We start from the raw sequence: 18,463 nt of genomic DNA, 5'->3' as shown, positions 1-18,463 counted from the left end.
CCGGTGCTCCGTGAGCGCCCTCGCGACGAACTACGCTCGGCCCCATGAGCGACCAGCACAGCTTCGAAACTCTCGCGATCCACGCGGGAAACACCGCCGATCCCCTCACCGGCGCTGTTGTTCCGCCCATTTACCAGGTGTCGACGTACAAGCAGGACGGCGTCGGCGGGCTGCGCGGCGGCTACGAGTACAGCCGCAGCGCCAACCCGACGCGCACCGCACTGGAGGAGAACCTGGCGGCCCTTGAGGGCGGCCGCCGCGGGCTCGCCTTCGCGTCCGGTCTGGCCGCCGAGGACTGCCTGCTCCGTACGCTGCTGACGCCCGGCGACCACGTGGTCATCCCGAACGACGCCTACGGCGGTACGTTCCGGCTGTTCGCGAAGGTCGCCTCGCGCTGGGGCGTGGAGTTCTCGGTCGCCGACACCTCGGACGTGGCGGCGGTACGGGCCGCGATCCAGCCGCGCACCAAGGCGATCTGGGTGGAGACGCCCTCCAACCCGCTGCTCGGTATCACCGACATCGCGGCCGTCGCCGGTGTGGCCCGCTCGGCGGGTGCGCGGCTGGTCGTCGACAACACCTTCGCCAGCCCCTACCTTCAGCAGCCCCTCGCCCTGGGCGCCGATGTGGTGGTGCACTCCACCACCAAGTACATGGGCGGTCACTCGGACGTCGTCGGCGGCGCGCTGATCGTCAACGACCCCGAGCTCTCGGAGGAGTTGGCGTACCACCAGAACGCGATGGGTGCCGTGGCCGGCCCCTTCGACGCCTGGCTGGTGCTGCGCGGCATCAAGACCCTCGCCGTCCGGATGGACCGGCACAGCGAGAACGCCACCAAGGTCACCGACCTGCTGACCCGGCACCCCAAGGTCACCCAGGTCCTCTACCCGGGACTGCCCGAGCACCAGGGGCACGAGGTCGCCGCCAAGCAGATGAAGGCGTTCGGCGGCATGGTCTCCTTCCGGGTCGCGGGCGGCGAGGAGGCGGCGGTCGAGGTCTGCAACCGGGCGAAGCTCTTCACCCTCGGTGAGTCCCTCGGCGGCGTCGAGTCGCTGCTGGAGCACCCGGGCCGGATGACGCACGCCTCGGCGGCCGGATCACCGCTGGAGGTCCCCGCCGACCTGGTCAGGCTCTCCGTCGGCATCGAGAACGGCGACGACCTGCTGGCCGACCTGACGCAGGCGCTCGGCTAGGCAGTGTTCGAGGCGAGGAGTCCCGTGCCCACGAGCGGCGGCGGGGACGGAAGCCGGGCAACCGGCTTCCGTTCCCGCCGCGGGCGGACGTCTCAGACGGTGGCCTTCTCGTCCTCCAGCATGCCCCGGAGCTGTTCCCGCAGCTCCGGGCTGTCGGTGTGCTCGTGGACGGAGGCCGCGTGCTCGGCCGCGGCCCGCACGACTTCGTCTTCCTCACCGGAGATGTTCAGCGAGCAGTTCGACTCGCTCGGATACTTGCGGCAGTCAGCGACTTTCCTGGTCATGACGGCCTCCTCGGCCGGTTGCGGACCGGCGCGTGACGCATGCCTCCAGGATAGATCCGCCCGGCCCGGTACGGCCTGCGCTGACGGCCTCGGCCACGACGGCTGTCGTCGCTGAGGCCGTCACCAGCCGCCCAGCGGCGGCGTCGTCTCGGCCGGCGGCGCCTGCCAGGGCTGGACCGTGACCGCCCACACCGTGAACGCCGCCACCGCGACGAGCAGCCCCATCAGGCCCAGCAGGCGCAGGGCCCGCCGCCGGCGCAGCAGCCTGCCGCCGGCTTCCGCCGCCCGCTCCGCCAGATCGGCGGGCACCTGCGGATGCGGCCCCTCCAGGATCCGCCGGACCTCTTCCTCCTTGCGGCCGCCCCCGCTCATGGCGCGGCCCCCCGCCGGACCGTGGGAGCGCGGGTCCCGCGCACCGTGGCCACCGAGCGGTTGCAGATCGCGCGGATCCGGTCCACGGGCAGTCCGAGCAGCGCCGCGGTCTGCTCCTCTGCGACCCCTTCGTGCAGCCGCAGCACCAGGACGAGCCGTTCCTGCGGGGTCAGCCCGTCCAACACCCCGCCGCGCGGGTGGTGGTGGCGCCAGGCCTCCCTCGCGAACCGGGCGGCCAGGTCCTGCCGGGTGCGGTTGTACGGGTCCTCGCCGTGCAGCCGGTCCCAGTCCGCGTACGTACGCGCCAGCGCGGCCGTCAGCAGCCGCTGCGCGCGCTCGTTGGCCCCCGGCGGCCGGGCGGGTTCGGCGGTGAGCAGGGTGGCGGCGTGCAGCAGCCGGCCGGCCGCGCCCGCCACGAAGGCCTCGAACTCCTGGGCGCGGCGCCGCTGTCGGCCCGCCTGGCGCTCTCGCACCCTGTCATCCGAGCGCGCCGCGGGCCCCGGGTCAAGGCCTGGGACCTCGACCGGGTCCGCGACACGACCCGGACGCCGGGTCCGGCTATCCCGCGGCCGGCGGCTGGTGCGCGCTCTGCCGGGCGGCCAGTGCCGCGTTGAAACGGGTGAGCAGCGCGCAGAACGTGTCGCGTTCCTCCTCGTCCCAGTCGCCCGTCACCTGCGACATCAGCTCGCGCCGCGAGGCCCTGACCTCGTCCAGCCGGGCCTGTCCCCGCGGGGACAGCTGGAGCACGACGGCCCGGCCGTCCTCCGGGTGCGAGGTCCGCTTGACCAGGCCGGTGTCCACGAGCGGCGCGACCTGCCGGGTCACGGTCGAGGAGTCGATCCCCATCCCGGCGGCCAGCGCCTTGACGCCCATGGGTCCTTCCCGGTCCAGCCGGTTGAGCAGCAGATACGCGGCCCGGTCCATGGAATTGCGCACCTGGCCGACGCCGCCGAGGCGGGTCTGCTCGGCACGGCGGGCGAAGACCGCCACCTGGTGCTGCAGGGCGTCGAGAAGGTGGTCGTGACCCTGATTCTCCGGGGCGGCGCCCCCGGAGGGAGACGCGGCAGTCGTCATGTCCTGAGGGGGCATGGCCGGGGGCTCTCTTCGTGCGGTGTCGGATGGGTGGGGGACAGAGTACGCGGCCCCGGGGCAACGCGTACCAGCGCTGCACAAACCTGCGGACATCGGCGCAGGACGGCCCGCCTCGCGGCGGCCGCAACCCCTTTCAGCTGCAAGACTTGCGGTATGAACTTCCCGCCGCCCACCCAGTTTCCCCCGCTGATCCTCGATGACATCAAGGGGGCGCAGAAGATGCTCTCCGGTGTCTCCCGGGTCACCGCGATGGAGGGCAGCCGCCATCTGACCGACCTCGTGGGCGCTCCCGTCCGGTTCAAGTGCGAGAACCTGCAGCGCACCGGTTCGTTCAAACTGCGGGGCGCGTACGTACGGATCGCGGGGCTGTCCCCGGAGGAACGTGCGGCGGGCGTGGTGGCCGCGAGCGCCGGAAACCATGCGCAGGGTGTCGCGCTCGCGTCTGCGCTGCTCGGCGTACGGGCGACGGTCTTCATGCCGGTCGGAGCACCACTGCCGAAGGTCGCCGCGACGCGTGAGTACGGGGCGCGGGTGCGGCTGCACGGCCATGTCGTCGACGAGACGCTGGCCGCGGCGCAGGAGTACGCGCAGGAGACCGGCGCGGTCTTCATCCACCCCTTCGACCACCCGGACATCATCGCCGGGCAGGGCACGGTGGGCCTGGAGATACTGGAGCAGTGCCCCGAGGTGCGCACCATCGTCGTCGGGATCGGCGGCGGCGGGCTCGCCGCGGGGATCGCCGTGGCGGTGAAGGCGGTCCGCCCCGACGTACGGATCGTCGGCGTGCAGGCGGCGGGCGCAGCCGCCTACCCGCCCTCGCTGGCCGCCGGCCACCCGGTGTCGATCGGCTCGCTCCAGACGATGGCGGACGGCATGAAGGTGGGGCGGCCGGGCGACGTCCCGTTCCCGCTGATCAGGGATCTGGTCGACGAGGTCCGTACGGTCTCCGAGGACGAGCTGTCCAGTGCGCTGCTGCTCTGCCTGGAGCGGGCGAAGATGGTCGTGGAGCCGGCCGGGGCGAGCCCGGTGGCCGCCCTGCTGAGCGACCCGAAGTCGTTCCGCGGGCCGGTGGTGGCGCTGCTGTCCGGCGGCAACGTGGACCCGCTGCTGATGCAGCGCATCCTGACCCACGGCATGTCGGCGGCCGGCCGCTACCTGAGCCTGCGGCTGCGGCTCACGGACCGCCCCGGCGCGCTGGCGACGATGCTCGCCGTGCTCTCGGTGGCCGATGCCAACGTCCTGGACGTGAGCCATGTGCGCACCGATCCCCGGCTCGGCCTCACCGAGGCCGAGGTGGAGCTGCACCTGGAGACGAAGGGCCCGGAACACTGCGCGGAGGTCGCCGCCGCGCTGCGCGACGCGGGCTACCTGGTGCTGAACTGAGCCACCCGGCGGTGCCCCGACCCGCCTCCTCACGGAGACGGGGGACGAGGCCCGTCAGGTGCGCGGGGACCGCAGTTCGTGCGCGAAGGGCGGCTCGGCGCCCGCCCGCGCACAGGTCGCCGCCGCCGCACGGGCGGCGAAGCCGAGTACCTGCCGCCAGCCGTCCTCGGTCAGTGCGGCCACCGCGTCGGCGTGCAGCAGGCCGCGTTCGGACAGGGCGTGCAGCAGCGCCGCGTTGACGGTGTCACCGGCACCGATGGTGTCGACGACCCGGACGGCCTCACCGGGTACGGAGTACGTTCCGCCGCCGCGCGTGTGGGCCGTCAGGCCGGCCGCGCCCCGGGTGACCACGACGGCGGCCGGCCCGGCGGCCAGCCAGCCCGCGATGTCGTACCCGAGCCACTGCGCGTCCTCCTCGCTGAGCTTCAGGAGCGAGACGGACGGCAGCAAGCGGCTGAACCGGGCCCGGTAGGCGTCCGGATCCGTGATGAGGCCGGCGCGGATGTTGGGGTCCAGGGTGATGAAGCGCCCGCGCCGCCCCTCGCGGCGCAGCAGCTCCTCGTAGGCGCTCGCCCCCGGTTCGAGTACCAGTGAACAGGTGCCGAACGACACCGCCCGGGTCTCGGCGGGCAGTGGGCCCGGCAGGGCGAAGAGGCGGTCGGCGGTGCCCTGGCAGTAGAAGGTGTACGCGGCCGAGCCGCTCGCCTCGATCGCGGCGACGGCCAGTGTGGTCGGCTCCGGCCCTCGCTGCACCAGATCGAGGACGACGTTCTCCTCACGCAGACGGCCGGTCAGGGACATGCCGAAGGCGTCCGTCGAGATCCGTGAGCAGAAGGCGACGGGGGAGCCGAGACGGGCGAGCGCCACGGCCGTGTTGTACGGTCCGCCGCCGCGGGCGGGCACCAGAGCGGCCGTGGTGTTCCCGGTGGCCTCCGGCACCAGGTCGATCAGTGCCTCACCGGCGACGACGATCACAACAGGGTTCCTTACGTTGGTGGTGGGCCGATTCTGGCCCCTCGCGGGTTCGGGAGGCCCGGGGCCCGCCGGGAACTGCGGATCAGTCCTCAGGGCCTGCCACGGTGATCAGCACCTTGACGTGCTCCGGTGCGAGCGAGGCGGCGAACGCCTTGGCCGCGTCCTCCAGCGGGAAGGTGGCGGTGATGATCGCGTCGGTGTCGATGACGCCGGAAGTGATCAGGCCGAGGGCGGTGCGGTAGTCCTCGGCGGTGTACATGAGGGTGCCCTCGATGCGGATCTCTCGATCCTGGACGAGGTCCAGCCGGACCGGCGTGGGGCCGGGGGCTCCGACGCCGACGACGATGATCCGGCCGCCCTTGTCCACCAGGTCGATGGCCTGGGCCATGGACTGTTCACGGGCGACGCAGTCGAAGACCACATCGGCCGGACCGTCCAGGATGTCCCGGGCCTCCGCGGCCAGGCCGGCCGCGTCGGCCGGGACCGCGCCGTCGGCGCCGAGCCGCACGGCTCGCTCCCGTTTGGTGTCCAGCAGGTCGGTGACGACGATCCGGGCGGCACCGGCGTGCCGGGCCGCGGCCAGGACGAGCAGCCCGATGGGACCGGCGCCGAGGACCGCCACGGTGCGGCCGGTGAGGTCACCGGCTCTGGCCACGGCGTGGACCGGGGTGGCGAGCGGTTCGACGAGCGCGGCCTGGAGGTCGGACATCGCCTCGGGTACGCGGTGGACCCGGTCGGCGGGGATCGTGAAGAGGTCGGCCATGCCGCCGGGAGTCTGACAGCCGAAGACCCTCAGCTCCCGGCAGATGTTGTAGCGGCCCGAGCGGCACTGGGCGCAGCGGCCGCAGTACAGGTTGGGTTCGACGATCACCCTGGTGCCCGGAGCGAAGTCCCCGGCCCCTGTGCCGACGGCGGCGACCGTGCCGACCACCTCGTGCCCCGGCCGGTAGGGCAGGTCGATGAAGGGGTGGTGACCGAGAGCGGCGTGGGTGTCGGATCCGCAGATCCCGACGACGCTGCTGCGGATGAGGAGTTCGTTGTCGCCGGGCCGGGGGACCGGCACCTCCTCGATGCTGATGTCGTCCATGGACCGGACGAGCACACGGCGATTTCGCTGGTGCATGGTCAGGGGGCTCCGTTCGGTTCCTGCGGTGTGGGGACTGCGGATGCTCCGGCCATGAACTACGGCTGCGGCACCGGTTCGGCGTGCTGCTCCGGCGCGACCGGGGTCCGCCGGGGGGCGGTCTCGCGGATCGAGGTGACCGCGAAGGTCAGGGTGACGGCGGACAGGAGCATCACGTAGAAGGAGGGGGCGAGTTTGCTTCCGGTACTGGCGACCAGCCACGTGGCCACGTAGGGGACCGAGCCGCCGAACGCCGAGACCACCAGGTTGTACGGGATGGCCATCGCGCCGCTGCGGATCCGCGCGGGGAACTGCTCGGCCATCATCGCGCTCAACGCGCCGTCGAACACCGCGATCAGGAGGCCGAGGACCGTCATGGCGATGATCGCGTTCGCCACGCTGCCGAGCGACATCAGGTAGAACGCCGGCCAGGTGAGCACGACGAAGCCGGCGCTGCCCGCGATGAGCATCGGTTTTCGCCCGACGCGGTCGGAGAGGGCGCCCATGACCGGTACGGCGATGGCGGTGACCCCGATGGCGACGGTCGTGGTCGTGAAGGCCTCGCTGGTGCTGAACCCGAGGTCGCCGCTGAGGAAGCTCGGCAGGAAGGACACCAGCGCCCAGTGCGCGATGGCCTTGAGGAGCAGGACGCCGCACAGCACCAGCATCGCCCTGGAGCCGGTACGGAACGCCTCCTTCGTCGGCGACTCCGCGACCCCTCCGGTGGCCTCCAGCTCGCGGAACTCCGGGGAGTCCTCCAGCTTCACCCGGATGTACAGACCGACGACGCCGAGCGGAAGCGCGAGGAGGAACGGGATCCGCCAGCCCCAGCCCGTCATCGCGTCGTTCCCGAGCACGTTGATCAGCGCGAGCGCGAGTGCGGAGCCGACGACGGAGGCCATGAAGCCGATCCCGTCCATCCAGCTCGTCATGAACCCGCGGCGGGTACGCGGCGAGTGCTCGAACAGCAGCGCCACCGCGTTGGACGTCTCGCCGCCGGCCCCGAAGCCCTGCACCATCCTGACGACGACCAGCAGTACGGGAGCGAGGATGCCCACGCTGTCGTAGGTGGGCAGCACGCCCATCGCGAACGTCGAACCCGAGGTGAGCAGAACGACGATGGCCAGGGTGCGCTGCCGGCCGATGCGGTCCCCGAGCGGTCCGAAGAAGAGGCCGCCGAGCGGCCGCAGGACGAACCCGATGGCGGAGACGGCGAAGGTGGACAGCAGCGCGGCCGTCGGGTTGCCGGAGACGAAGAAGTTCGCGGCGAGGAAGGTGGCCAGCAGCCCGTAGACGCCGACGTCGTACCACTCGATGAAATGACCGATGCCCGCCGCCACGAGGACCTTCCGGGCCTGCGGGGATATCTTCTGGCTCTCCGCCTCTGCGTGAGCGTGCACAGTGTTCTCCTGGTGAAGTGTCATTGCGCCGGCGGCGTCACGCGGCCGCCCTGTTCCTGGATCGCCGCCCTGATCCGCTCGCCGTCGAGCTGTCGCGGCTGCTTCCCGCCGGCCGCGGCGAGCGCGGCGGCCACGCCCGCGGCCTGGCCCGTCGCGGCACAGGTGGCACCCACCCGCGCCGAGCCCAGTGCCTCGCGGTCCACCGAGATGCACCGGCCGGCCACGAGCAGGCCGTCGGTCGTCCGCGGCAGCAGGCTGCGGTACGGGATCTCGTAAGGGAGCGGTACGTACATGGCGTGCACGCCGACGTCCCCGGCCGGGTGCACGTCGATCGGCCAGCAGCCGACCGCGATGCTGTCGTCGAACCGGGCGTTGGAGCGGATGTCGTCGCCGGTGAGCGTGTACTCGCCGAGGAGGCGTCGTGTCTCGCGGACCCCGATCTGGGTGCTCGTGTGCAGCATGCGCCCGTTCGCGAACGCCGGGCTGTGCTCGCGCAGGGCTTCGAGCAGGGCGACGGAGTCCTTGCGGCCGGTGATCTCCGCGCGGGTGAGATCCTCCGCGTTGGACGCGTCGCCGATGACGCGGGTGGTGTTGACCCAGGCGATGTCCTTCTCCATGCCGCCGAACCACGGGCCGCCGAACGGCGGCAGCTCGCCCCGCTTCCTGGCCGCCCGCATGGCATCGATGTCCAGATCGATGTCCCTGCGGGTGGAGGCGTACCGCCCGAGCAGCGGCTCCTCCAGCAGGGTCGCCTCCGGGCCGATCGGGATCCGTACCGGTACGGCGTGCTCGCGTTCCGGGTCCGTCGCCACGTTGCCCACCCGGAACGGCATGGTCATGGGCTGCAGCGTGTTGCCCTTGGCCCAGTCGTCACCGGCTCCGGCCACGATGTCGCCGTTGCCGGTGCAGTCCACGGTGACCGAGGCGCGGATGGCGCGCCGGCCGTCGACGTTCTCGACGTACACACCGCGCACGGCCCCGTCCTCGACGATCGGGCGAGCGCCCCAGCTGTGCAGCAGCAGGCCGATGCCTTCGGCCTCGATCATCTCGTCGGCGACGCGCTTCATGACCTCGGGGTCGGAGTTCAGCACCCAGCCGTCGCCGTCGACCGCACCGCCCTGCTCGGCGGCGCGGGCGAGCCACTCCGCGGGAACGCCGTCCACACAGCGCTGGTACGGGCGCAGCCAGGAGTTGTAGCCGGCGAGCGTGAGGACCATTCCCGCGGTCCACATCCCGCCGAGGAAACCGTGCCGTTCGACGAGGAACGTGCTCGCGCCCGCCCGCGCCGCGGCGACGGCGGCACACACACCGGCCGGACCACCGCCGACGACCAGGACGTCGACGTCGGCCACCACGGGGATGTCCCGGGCCTGTTCGTACACCGTGGTCCGCTGTTCTTCGGTATGCGGCATCGCCATGTTCCTCATCAGTTGGCTGTACGTCGGTCGTCGCCGCCGGCCGAGGCGCGAATCCTCAGCTCGGGCGGCAGACAGATGGTCTCGGCGGGGGTGGTCGAGCCCTGGATGCGTTCGAACAGCAGGTCCGCGGCCCTCGCGCCGATCTCGTCGGCGGGTGGCCGGACACTGGCCAGCGCGGGTTGGAGGTACGCGGCGAACGGCAGGTCACCGTGCCCGATCACCGCGACCTGCGCGGGTACGTCGATGCCCCTTTCGGACAGCGCGCGGTACAGGCCGAGCGCGAAGTAGTCGCTCCCGGTCAGTACCGCCGCGCCCGGTTCGAGGCCGCTCACCAGCTGCTGGGCGCACTCGTAGGCGGCGTCCGGTTCCCACGGCAGGACCCGCCGCCGCTGCGCCGAGGGCGGCACCAGCGTGACGGTGTCGTCCCGCACGGGGAGGCCGCGCTCCGTGAGTGCGCGGTGGAAGCCGGCGCGCCGGTCGGCCGCCGAGGAGAACGGCACGTCCTCCTCCAGCAGGTGGATGCTGGAGGCACCGGTGTCGAGCAGATGGGAGGCGGCCTCGTAGGCCCCGCGCTCGTGGTCGACCCCGACGAAGTCACAGGCGAAGCCGTCCAGTCCACGGTTGACCAGCACGATCGGCACCCCGGAGTCCCGCAGTTTCCGCCAGTGCTCCGCGCCCTCCTGGACGGGGATGACCACGGCTCCGTCCACTCCCCACCGCTGGAGCGTCCTGGCCGCGTCCCGCTCCGTCTCCAGGTCTTCCTCGGTCACCATGAGCAGCAGTGAGTAGCCGTTCGCGCGGCAGCGTTCCTCGACGGCGCTGATCAGCTGCGCGTAGAACGGGTTCGCCGGATGGGTGATGACCATGCCCAGGGTCATGGTGTCGCCGGAGACCAGTGACCTGGCCATCGAGTTCGGCACGTAGCCGAGCCGGTCGGCCTCCGCGCGGATACGGGCCCTCAGCTCCTCGCCGACCGAGTCCTTGCCCGCCAGGGCCCGTGACACGGTCTTCACGGAGACCCCCAATGAGTCGGCCATCGTCTTGAGCGTCACACGCCCGTCAGCCCGCATCGCGCTTCCTTCCCGCCGTGGTCCGCCCTAGGTGAACGTTTACCCTGCGTGTCGCGTTGATTTCCGGGGGGTAAACGTTGGGGTTAGCGATTACCTTAGGGACGGTTCATCCCGCCGTCAATGCCCGCCGCGCGATCTCTCCGACGGCCGGGGAGGTGTCCGCGGGTGGCTGGTGAGGCGGTGCCGGGCGGCGGGCCGGTGATGCGTGTCTTGTGTGTCGCGATGTATCGCGTTACCGTGCCCTCGCCCGGCCCCGGACGTGCACGCGCTCGCTTCGTGTGTTCGCCGGGCGCGGCAGGACGGGCAAATCTAGGATCTGTGAGGAAGCCACCCAAACGCACCGGGGGAACTCCATATGCCAGGCGCCATCTACGCCGAAGGTCTGGTGAAGACCTTCGGCGACGTCACCGCACTCGGCGGTGTCGATCTCGACGTGCCCGAGGGCACCGTCCTCGGCCTTCTCGGCCCCAACGGCGCCGGCAAGACGACCGCTGTGCGCGTCCTGACGACGCTGCTCATGCCGGACAGCGGCAGCGCCTTCGTCGCGGGCATCGACGTACTGAGGAATCCCAACGAGGTGCGGCGCTCGATCGGGCTCTCCGGCCAGTTCGCCGCCGTCGACGAGTACCTGACCGGCCGCGAGAACCTCCAGATGGTCGGCCAGCTCTACCAGATGAGCCGGCGCGACGCGAAGGTCCGGGCGGGGGAGCTGCTGGAGCGGTTCCACCTCGCCGACGCGGCCGACCGCCCCGCCAAGACGTACTCCGGCGGCATGCGCCGCCGTCTCGACCTCGCGGCGGCCCTCGTCGTCTCCCCGCCGGTCATGTTCATGGACGAGCCGACCACCGGCCTCGACCCGCGCAACCGGCAGCAGCTCTGGGAGGTCATCGAGGAGCTCGTGGCAGGCGGCACGACGCTGCTGCTGACCACGCAGTACCTGGAGGAGGCCGACCGTCTCGCCCACGACATCTGCGTGATCGACCACGGCCTCGTCATCGCCCGCGGCACCTCCGACCAGCTCAAGGCCCGCATCGGCGGCGAGCGCGTCGAGGTCGTGGTCCACCAGCCCGACCAGGTCGAACCGGCCCGCGCCGCCCTCGGCCACCTGGGCAAGGGCGAGGTGGCGGTCGTCCCGCACATGCGCAAACTGACCGTCCCGGTCGACGGCGGGGCCAGGCTCCTCGCCGAGATCATCCGCGACCTCGACGCCCGAGGGGTGGAGATCGACGACATCGGGCTGCGCCGCCCCACCCTCGACGACGTGTTCATCTCCCTCACCGGCCACGCGGCGGAAGAGCAGAGGCACGACGGGAACGGGGCGGCGGCGCAGTCCGTCGCGGCCGGGACGGAGGCGGAGAAGTGAGCGCACTCACCGAGACGGCGGCGGCCCCCGCCCCACGCGCCGGCGGCGGCATGGGCCAGGCCGTACGCGACTCCCTGGTCATCGCCCGGCGCAACCTGATCCGGATGACCAGGATTCCCGAAGTGGTCCTCTTCGGCCTCATCCAGCCGATCATGTTCGTGGTGCTGTTCAGCTACGTCTTCGGCGGCTCGATGAACGTCGGCGGGACCACGGACCCGTCCGTCTACCGCAACTTCCTGATGGCGGGCATCTTCGCCCAGACGGTCACCTTCGCCACGGCCGGCGCGGGCGCCGGGATCGCCGACGACATGCACAAGGGCCTCGTCGACCGCTTCCGCTCCCTGCCGATGGCCCGAGGCGCGGTACTGACCGGCCGCACGCTGGCCGACCTCGTCCAGACCGTACTCACCGTGTTCGTGCTCACGATCGTCGCGCTGCTCGTCGGCTGGCGCATCCACGAGGGCGTACCCAAGGCCCTGGGAGCCTTCGGCCTGCTGCTCCTGCTCGGTTACGCCTTCTCCTGGATCGGCGCACTGATCGGCCTGTCCGTACGCTCGCCGGAGGCGGCGACGTCCGGCGGACTGATCTGGCTGTTCCCGGTCACCTTCATCTCGAACGCCTTCGTGGACTCCAGCATGATGGCCTCCTGGCTCCAGCCGATCGCCGACTGGAACCCGTTCAGCGCCACCGTCCAGGCGAGCCGCGTGCTGTTCGGGAACCCGGGCGTCTCCCACTCCGACGCCTGGCCGATGCAGCACCCCGTCTGGGCCTCGCTGATCTGGTCCGTCGTCATCATCGCGATCTTCCGCACGCTGGCGGTCCGCAAGTACCGGCTGGCGGCGGGCTGACGGCGTCCGGGCCGGGACGCCTCACCTGCCCGCCCATCGGGCACTGGGATCGGGCACGACGAAGCCTCCCGCCCATCGGGCGGGAGGCTTCTTTCGCTGTCCGGGGATCAGCCGGAGTACGGCTTCGCCGAAAGGATCTTCACCGTCGCGGTCTTGCCGTTCGGCAGCTCGTAGTCCGCGGTCTCGCCCATCTTCTTGCCGTTCACGCCCACGCCGAGCGGGGACTGCGGGGAGTACGTCTCGATGTCCGCGCTCGCGTACTCACGGGAGGCCAGGAGGAAGGTCGTCGTGTCGTCGTCATCGCCGTCGAAGGCGATCGTCACGACCATGCCGGGCTCGACCACACCGTCGTCGGCCGGCGCCTCGCCGACCTTCGCGTGTTCCAGGAGCTGGGTCAGCTGGCGCACCCGGAGCTCCATCTTGCCCTGCTCCTCCTTGGCCGCGTGGTACCCGCCGTTCTCACGCAGGTCCCCCTCCTCACGGGCCGCCGCGATCTTTACGGCGATCTCCGTGCGCGCGGGACCAGACAGGTACTCCAGCTCGGCCTTGAGCTGGTTGTACGCCTCCTGCGTGAGCCAGGTGACGTTTTCGCTGGTCTGGGTCACAGGGTGCTCCTCGTCGGTACTGGGAATACAAAGCATCGCCCTACCCGAAGCATGCGCTTCCACGGGTGGGCGAAACCACGAGCCTAACAATTCCCCAGGAAAAGGGGGAGAAGGTAACCGACCGCGTGTACGGAACCGCAGGTCAGTGCCGCCAAGAGCGGATCAGGAGGTGCGTGCGGCGGTCAATGCGACGCCCCGCCGTCGTCCGTGCAGCCCAGCAGCTCGACGCTGGTCGCCCTGGAGGTCGTACGCAGGGAGAGGACGCGGTCGATGCGGTCGGTGTCCTCGTCGAAGCGGAAGTCCTTGCGGGCGACGTCGGTCCCGTCCTCGCGCTGCGAGCGGATCGTGCAGTAGCCCTTGGCGTCCCGGTCCTTGCGGACCTCCAGGTGCACCTCGACCCGGTCGTCCGAGACGACCTTGAACTTGATCAACTCGGCGCTGACGCCCTGGCCTGCGATGTAGTCGTAACCGATCCAGCCGAGCACGCCGAGCAGACCGGCGCCGAGCACCGAGCCGATGATCTTGAGTTTGCGGTCCGCGCGCTGGTCCGCGGAGCGGCCGTAGCGGTTCTCGGGGGGCGCTTCGCGCACCGCGGTCATGATCGTTCCTCCCGTACCGGGGATTGAGGAATTTTCCGCCCCCCGGTTCGGTCACTATAGAAGCCTCCACCCGTCACCCGACCGCCACCCCACACCGACGTCCCCGCGGGACGGCACCCTGATGGCGATCAATCACTGAGGATCGAGTCTTGACTGAGCAGCTTCGACTGATGGCCGTGCACGCCCACCCCGACGACGAGTCGAGCAAGGGCGCGGCCACCATGGCCAAGTACGTGTCCGAGGGGGTGGACGTGCTGGTAGTGACCTGCACGGGCGGTGAGCGCGGCTCCATCCTCAACCCGAAACTCCAGGGCGACGCGTACATCGAGGAGAACATCCACGAGGTCCGCAAGAAGGAGATGGACGAGGCCCGGGAGATCCTGGGCGTGAAGCAGGAGTGGCTCGGCTTCGTCGACTCCGGGCTGCCCGAGGGCGACCCGCTGCCGCCGCTGCCCGAGGGCTGCTTCGCGCTGGAGGACGCGGAGACGGCGGCCGGGCGTCTGGTCGCGAAGATCCGTGCGTTCCGGCCGCAGGTCATCACCACGTACGACGAGAACGGGGGCTACCCGCACCCCGACCACATCATGACCCACACGATCTCGATGATCGCCTTCGAGGGTGCGGCGGACGCCGAGAGGTTCCCCGAGGCGGAGTTCGGTCCGGTCTGGGCGCCGCAGAAGCTCTACTACAACCAGGGCTTCAACAAGCCGCGCACGGTCGCCCTGCACGAGGCGCTGCTGGCCCGCGGAATGGAGTCCCCGTACGCGGACTGGCTGGAGCGCTGGAAGGAGTTCGAGCGCGCCGAGCGCACGCTGACCACGCATGTTCCGTGCGCGGACTTCTACGAGATCCGCGACAAGGCGCTGATCGCGCACGCGACGCAGATCGACCCGGAGGGCGGCTGGTTCCGCGTTCCGATGGACATCCAGCGCGAGGTCTGGCCGACCGAGGAGTACGAGCTGGCGAAGTCCCTCGTCGATACCTCCCTCCCCGAGAGCGACCTCTTCGCGGGCATCCGCGACAATGCCTGATATGTACGCGACTCAGGCACTGACGCACCTCGTCCCGCTCGCCGAGGAACTGGACAAGAACAAGGTGACCCCCGGGGTCCTCGGCTTCATTGTTTTCGCCGCGCTCGCCATCGGCGTGTGGCTGCTGATGAAGTCGATGAACCGGCACATGGGGAAGGTCGACTTCGAGGAGGCGCCGGAGGCGCCCGGCGACGCGGCGGCCGTGGGGGCCGCGGCCGGTGCCGCGGGGTCCGCGAAGCGGAAGTAGGGGGCGGGGCGGCACCGGGGTCCGGTAGCCGCTCCGCCCATCGGTCGCCGGGCGGGGCTGGGGTCGTCCTCAAGCGCCGGACGGGCCTGAGGGCTGCCCCGGCCCCCCAGGCGGGCCGGGTTACGGCCTGGCCGGGATGCGTACGCCCATGATCTCCCGGGCGTGACGGGTCGGGGTCAGGCCCAGGCGCCAGGCCTGCCAGCCGTCCTCCAGGTCCACGCCCCGGTTCAGGACCACCCGGAACGCCTCCGCGCAGTCATCCAGCTTGCCGTCCCGGGTCGGGTGGCCGGCCGCGATCAGGTCGCTGAGCTCCTGCTGGGCCACCACCGTGCCCACCTCGATGCCGCCCGGTGACGCGTACGGCAGCAGCGTGCAGCGCAGGAAGCGGGCCCAGTCCGCGCCCCGCGCGTCGCCGTACGAGTCGAACAGCCCGGCCGCCTCGCCGCACAGGTCCAGCGCCTGCGGCGCACGATGGTTGCCCGCGTCGATCAGGGCCAGCTCCAGATACGTCCAGGCCTCACCGTGGGCGACCCCGATGCGCCGGAAGTCGGCCCGCGCGTCCACCAGGAGCTGGCGGGCGAAACCGGAGTTGCGCAGGTTGCCCGTCTGCGCGGCCCGCTGGTCGCGGGTGACCCGGCCCGAGTGGTGCCGGGCGCACGCCAGGCCGTACACGTCCCGCATCCGGGAGAACATCGTGCGGGACCGCTCCAGCTGCCGCACCGCCTGATCGGTCTCGCCGATCTCCTCCAGGGCCTGGCCCAGGTAGTACAGCGTCCACGCCTCGCCCCGCGCGTCCTCGTTGTCGCGGTGCCGGGACAGCGCCGCGTTCAGCTGCTCGACCGCGGGCGCCGGATCGCCGTCCAGCAGCCGCGCACGGGCCAGCTGGGTCAGCGCCCAGGCCTCGCCGCGCTCGTCGCGGGTACGCCCGTACAGATCCAGGGCGGTACGCAGCGCGAGCTCGGCCCCCTGCACATCGCCCAGCCGCAGCAGCACCTGACCCAGCTGGAACTGCGTCCAGGCCTCCCCGTGCAGCGACTCGCCCTCGCGGTGCAGGACCAGCGCCGTGTCCAGGAGCGTCAGCGCCTCGGCCGGGTTCGCCCGGTCGCGCTCCACCGCGGCCAGCGCGTGCAGCGACCAGGCCCGGTCCTCGGCCTGGTCGTCGGAGGTCTGCAGTGCGAGCGCCTCCCGCAGCCGCGCCGCCGCCTCCGCCAGATTGCCCTGGTGGTGCAGGGTGATGCCGAGCGAACAGAGCGCCAGCGCCGTACCCGAGTCGTTCTGCGCCTCGCGGTACAGGCCGACGACGGAGGACAGCGTGGTGCGGGCCTTGTCCAGCTCGCCGAGCTGGCGGGCCGCGATCCCGGTACGCCACTGCACCGAACGCTCCAGCAGCCCCTGGTCGACCGCCTGCGTCAACTCGCTGATCTCGCCCAGCCGGTAGAGGTCGCCGCGCAACAGGCAGTAGTCGCACAGCGCGCCCAGCAGATCGAGCACCGCCGCCTGGTCGACACCCTCGGCGTGCCGCAGCGCGGACGTGATGAAGCTCGACTCCTCGTCCAGCCAGCGCAGCGCCGCGTCCAGGGAGGTGAAGCCGTGCGAGCCGAACTGCCCGGCCCGGGTGGACATCTTGCCGTCCACCATCCGGATCACCGCACCGGCCAGCTCCGCGTAGTTGACGATCAGCCGTTCCTGCGCGGCCGTGCGCTCGGCGGGTTCCTCCTCGTCGAGCAGCCGGGCCAGGGCGAAGCCCCGTACGAGGTCGTGCAGCCGGTAGCGCGAACCGCGTACGTGGTCCAGCAGGCCCGCCCCGGACAGGGCGGTCAGCAGCCGCTCGGCCTCCTGCTCGTCGGCCGACAGCAGCGCGGCGGCGGCCGCGGCGCCCAGGCTGGCCCGCCCGGCCAGCGCGAGCCGGCGCAGCAGCCGCCGCGCCTGCTCGGGCTGGTCGGTGTAGCGCAGCCACAGCGCGCGCTCGACCGGGGGCACCGGGCCGTACGCGGCGAGATCGGCGGCCAGCGTGCCGGGGGTACGCGCCCCGAGCGAGGAACCCGCGATCCGCAGGGCCAGCGGCAGCCCGCCGCACAGCTCGGTGATCGCCTCGCTCGACGGGTAGTCGTACAGGCCCTGCTCCTCCTCCTGGGAGGCCTCGCGCAGCAGCTCCTCGGCGCCGGCCGGGTCCAGCGCCCCGACCTCCAGCTGATGCACCCACGCCGGGAGGGACCCGGGCAGATCGAGCGGCTCGCGGGCGGTGACCAGGACGAGGCTGTCGGAGCGCTCCGGGATCAGCGTGCGGACCTGCTCCACGTCACTGGCGTCGTCGAGGACGATCGTCACCGGCGTCCCGGTCAGGTGCTGGTGGTACAACTCGCTGAGCCGGCGCACCTGCTGCTCGGCGGAGGACCCGGCCGACCGGCCGGCGGAGCCCCCGTCCCGGAACAGCAGCTGCTCGCGGGGCGCCCCCAGCCGGTTCAGCAGATGGAGCAGCGCGTCACGGGTCGGCAGCGGCGGCTCGCCGTCCGCACCGCCGCGCAGGTCCACCACGCACGCGCCCCGGAACTGGTCCTTCAGATCGTGCGCCGCCCGCACGGCCAGCGTGGTGCGCCCGGCACCCGGCGGGCCGTGCAGCACGACCACGGTCGGCTTCGTCTCCGTCGACGCACGGGCCGCGTGCACCCACTGGGCGATCCGGGCCAGCTCGGCCCGGCGCCCCGCGAACCGGGCCTCGGGCGAGGGGAGATGGCCGAACGACTGCTCAAGGAGTGAGCGCATCCGTGCGGCCGCGCTGCGGTCCCCGCCGCGCAGGGCCGGCGCCGTGCGGGCCTGGGCGGTGGCGGCCTTCTTCGCGGGGGTGCGGGACGAGGCGGTCAGCATCCGCTGCTGGTCGAGGAAGGGACGGATGCCCCGCACCTCCAGCGCCGTCAGCCACTGGAGCCGCAACTGCTCGGTCCCGCCCGGCTGTCCGAGGGCGCCCGCCCGGCGGGACGCGGCCGGCCAGTGCGACGCGGTGACCTTGGCGACCGTCGCGGTGGCACCCGCGACCGCCACGACGGCCCCCGCGCCGAGCGCCAGGCCCGACGCCGTACCGAGCGCCAGATCCGCGCCGAAGGCGGCGGTCGCGGCAACTCCGGTGACCAGCAACGGCGTTCCGAGCGTCGTCCGGTTGAGCCGGCCCGCCAGCGGCATCTCCCCGGCCGCCGCGGTGTCGAGTGCCTGGACGTACGCGGCGTACTCCTCGGCCGCACCCGCCGCCATGGTGTCCAGGGCGCCCCGCGCACGCGTCATCAGCACGCCGGAGTCCGTCCGTCCGCCGGTGCGCCGTGCCTCTTCCTCCACGGCGCGCACCAACAGCCTCTCGGCATCCGCCCGGTGGCCGTCCCGCATCCGCATAAGTCCCCCTCGGTTCCCGCCCGTCGGCCGGACCGGCACCCGGCAGCACGGAGTACCAGTCTCCTGCCTCCGGCCGGTGTGC

Annotated in this window: 18 protein-coding genes; 6 read left to right on the top strand and 12 right to left on the bottom strand. The window is 71.9% G+C overall.

The genetic code is table 11. The features are described 5' to 3' along the window. The first annotated feature begins 44 nt into the window (after positions 1 to 44). Positions 45 to 1,190 carry a cystathionine gamma-synthase gene (locus tag ACIQM0_RS33815; protein WP_401294209.1) on the top strand — a complete coding sequence of 382 codons (1,146 nt, stop codon included), beginning with the start codon at positions 45 to 47 and terminating at the stop codon, positions 1,188 to 1,190. 92 nt (positions 1,191 to 1,282) lie between these two features. On the opposite strand, the gene ACIQM0_RS33810 is transcribed toward ACIQM0_RS33815, so the two are convergent. From ACIQM0_RS33810 to ACIQM0_RS33795, 4 genes are all read right to left on the bottom strand, one after another. Further along, on the bottom strand, positions 1,283 to 1,474 hold the full coding sequence (locus ACIQM0_RS33810) for a DUF1059 domain-containing protein (RefSeq protein WP_401294207.1): 192 nt from the start codon (positions 1,472 to 1,474) through the stop codon (positions 1,283 to 1,285). 120 nt (positions 1,475 to 1,594) lie between these two features. Next, positions 1,595 to 1,846, bottom strand: a complete 252-nt coding sequence (locus ACIQM0_RS33805) for a hypothetical protein (protein WP_401294204.1) — start codon at positions 1,844 to 1,846, stop codon at positions 1,595 to 1,597. Next, positions 1,843 to 2,319 carry a sigma factor-like helix-turn-helix DNA-binding protein gene (locus ACIQM0_RS33800; RefSeq protein WP_401294201.1) on the bottom strand — a complete coding sequence of 159 codons (477 nt, stop codon included), beginning with the start codon at positions 2,317 to 2,319 and terminating at the stop codon, positions 1,843 to 1,845. The genes ACIQM0_RS33805 and ACIQM0_RS33800 overlap by 4 nt, the downstream gene beginning before the upstream one ends. A gap of 85 nt (positions 2,320 to 2,404) precedes the next feature. Continuing rightward, on the bottom strand, positions 2,405 to 2,935 hold the full coding sequence (locus ACIQM0_RS33795; RefSeq protein ID WP_363022396.1) for a MarR family transcriptional regulator: 531 nt from the start codon (positions 2,933 to 2,935) through the stop codon (positions 2,405 to 2,407). A 156-nt stretch (positions 2,936 to 3,091) separates the two neighbouring features. Here ACIQM0_RS33795 and ilvA point away from each other — a divergent pair, with 156 nt between their 5' ends. Continuing rightward, positions 3,092 to 4,321 (top strand): threonine ammonia-lyase, encoded by a 1,230-nt coding sequence (gene ilvA / locus ACIQM0_RS33790; RefSeq protein ID WP_401294199.1) that lies wholly within the window; start codon positions 3,092 to 3,094, stop codon positions 4,319 to 4,321. Between the two features lie 54 nt (positions 4,322 to 4,375). Here ilvA and ACIQM0_RS33785 read toward each other — a convergent pair whose 3' ends face one another. The 5 genes from ACIQM0_RS33785 to ACIQM0_RS33765 form a co-directional block, all read right to left on the bottom strand. Continuing rightward, on the bottom strand, positions 4,376 to 5,296 hold the full coding sequence (locus ACIQM0_RS33785; RefSeq protein ID WP_401294197.1) for a carbohydrate kinase: 921 nt from the start codon (positions 5,294 to 5,296) through the stop codon (positions 4,376 to 4,378). Between the two features lie 82 nt (positions 5,297 to 5,378). Beyond that, a complete protein-coding gene (locus tag ACIQM0_RS33780) occupies positions 5,379 to 6,419 on the bottom strand; it encodes a zinc-binding dehydrogenase (RefSeq protein ID WP_401294194.1) in 1,041 nt (346 codons plus the stop codon). Positions 6,420 to 6,478: 59 nt separating this feature from the next. Next, the gene (locus tag ACIQM0_RS33775) at positions 6,479 to 7,819 is read right to left on the bottom strand and encodes an MFS transporter (protein WP_401294191.1); all 1,341 of its coding nucleotides are present in this window, start codon (positions 7,817 to 7,819) and stop codon (positions 6,479 to 6,481) included. A 20-nt stretch (positions 7,820 to 7,839) separates the two neighbouring features. Continuing rightward, positions 7,840 to 9,231: an FAD-dependent oxidoreductase gene (locus ACIQM0_RS33770; protein WP_401294188.1), complete on the bottom strand. Its 1,392-nt coding sequence runs from the start codon at positions 9,229 to 9,231 to the stop codon at positions 7,840 to 7,842. A 14-nt stretch (positions 9,232 to 9,245) separates the two neighbouring features. Continuing rightward, entirely contained in the window at positions 9,246 to 10,274 is a 1,029-nt protein-coding gene (locus ACIQM0_RS33765) for a LacI family DNA-binding transcriptional regulator (protein ID WP_401294185.1), read from the bottom strand. Positions 10,275 to 10,662: 388 nt separating this feature from the next. Between ACIQM0_RS33765 and ACIQM0_RS33760 the strand changes: the two genes are divergently transcribed. Together ACIQM0_RS33760 and ACIQM0_RS33755 are read left to right on the top strand one after the other, a co-directional pair. Beyond that, the gene (locus tag ACIQM0_RS33760) at positions 10,663 to 11,670 is read left to right on the top strand and encodes an ATP-binding cassette domain-containing protein (protein WP_401294182.1); all 1,008 of its coding nucleotides are present in this window, start codon (positions 10,663 to 10,665) and stop codon (positions 11,668 to 11,670) included. Between the two features lie 50 nt (positions 11,671 to 11,720). Next, positions 11,721 to 12,518, top strand: coding sequence for an ABC transporter permease (locus ACIQM0_RS33755; protein ID WP_401294307.1), 798 nt, complete (start codon positions 11,721 to 11,723; stop codon positions 12,516 to 12,518). 107 nt (positions 12,519 to 12,625) lie between these two features. Here the strand turns inward: ACIQM0_RS33755 and greA are convergent, their stop codons facing one another. Both greA and ACIQM0_RS33745 read right to left on the bottom strand, forming a co-directional pair. Then, positions 12,626 to 13,123: a transcription elongation factor GreA gene (gene greA, locus ACIQM0_RS33750; protein WP_024488974.1), complete on the bottom strand. Its 498-nt coding sequence runs from the start codon at positions 13,121 to 13,123 to the stop codon at positions 12,626 to 12,628. Between the two features lie 182 nt (positions 13,124 to 13,305). Continuing rightward, a complete protein-coding gene (locus ACIQM0_RS33745) occupies positions 13,306 to 13,722 on the bottom strand; it encodes a DUF4307 domain-containing protein (protein WP_401294178.1) in 417 nt (138 codons plus the stop codon). Positions 13,723 to 13,871: 149 nt separating this feature from the next. Here ACIQM0_RS33745 and mca point away from each other — a divergent pair, with 149 nt between their 5' ends. Further along, positions 13,872 to 14,753, top strand: a complete 882-nt coding sequence (gene mca / locus ACIQM0_RS33740) for a mycothiol conjugate amidase Mca (protein ID WP_363022405.1) — start codon at positions 13,872 to 13,874, stop codon at positions 14,751 to 14,753. Between the two features lies 1 nt (position 14,754). After that, complete coding sequence (locus ACIQM0_RS33735) at positions 14,755 to 15,000, top strand: hypothetical protein (protein ID WP_363022407.1); 246 nt, start codon at positions 14,755 to 14,757, stop codon at positions 14,998 to 15,000. Between the two features lie 120 nt (positions 15,001 to 15,120). Here ACIQM0_RS33735 and ACIQM0_RS33730 read toward each other — a convergent pair whose 3' ends face one another. Next, on the bottom strand, positions 15,121 to 18,381 hold the full coding sequence (locus ACIQM0_RS33730) for a tetratricopeptide repeat protein (protein WP_401294174.1): 3,261 nt from the start codon (positions 18,379 to 18,381) through the stop codon (positions 15,121 to 15,123). Positions 18,382 to 18,463 lie beyond the last annotated feature (82 nt).

It is taken from the genome of Streptomyces sp. NPDC091387, from assembly GCF_044756945.1.
Taxonomy (GTDB): domain Bacteria; phylum Actinomycetota; class Actinomycetes; order Streptomycetales; family Streptomycetaceae; genus Streptomyces.
Note: the sequence above shows the minus strand (reverse complement) of the source record. Positions and strands in the feature narration are given on the sequence as shown.